At 57.0% G+C, this 639-nt stretch carries 1 protein-coding gene; it reads right to left on the bottom strand.

What is annotated here, in order from left to right:
- A partial coding sequence (locus tag lacNas_RS14340; protein WP_244661465.1) for a GGDEF domain-containing protein occupies positions 1-639 on the bottom strand: 639 nt, incomplete at both ends.

Genomic DNA, 639 nt, shown 5'->3' with positions numbered 1-639 from the left:
CTTCCTTCATTCTGAAGACGCCGGCCTTGACGGTCGTGACCCGGTCAGCTGCCTCAGAAGCGATCCGCTTCTGGATGTCCGGCAGCAGCCGCTTGAGCTGGCCGGAGGCGGCGATGGTCAGGAAGGAGTCATCGACATAGCGGAGGGTCAAGCCCTCCGGGAAGCTGCTTTGGATGATTTCCGCGCAGTTTTGAATGAGCACGTTGCCCTGCAGGAAGCCGAACTGGTCGTTATAAGAGCGCAAGGAAGAAATGTCGAAATAGATGACGTCGACGCTGCCGGTCTTTTTCAAGAGCTTTTGCAAAAAGTCGTTGCCGTACTTGTTGAAATAGCTGGAGTTCGGCAGGCCGGTCAAGAGGTCGAGGTCCGGCGACATGACCTGCTCTTTTGACTGCTGGGTCTGGTCGTTGCCCAGGTCAAAGTAGGACACGATCAACAGGATGGTCCCGTCTTCCTTCTTGATCCGCTTGGAATGGGCAAAAAGGGTATGGTACTCCCCTTGAATCGACAGGCGGTAGGTCAGATGGCATTCGGGATACTTGACGGCCGCGGCTGAAAAAGTCGCCAGTCGGGCCACGTCGGCTGGGTGCACCCGGCCGAAGCTGTGGTGGTTCAGATATTCCAGCATGGACCGGCGGT

This window comes from Lactobacillus nasalidis, assembly GCF_016587775.1.
Classification (GTDB): Bacteria; Bacillota; Bacilli; order Lactobacillales; family Lactobacillaceae; genus Lactobacillus; species Lactobacillus nasalidis.
This window is presented reverse-complemented; position numbering and strand designations above follow the sequence as displayed.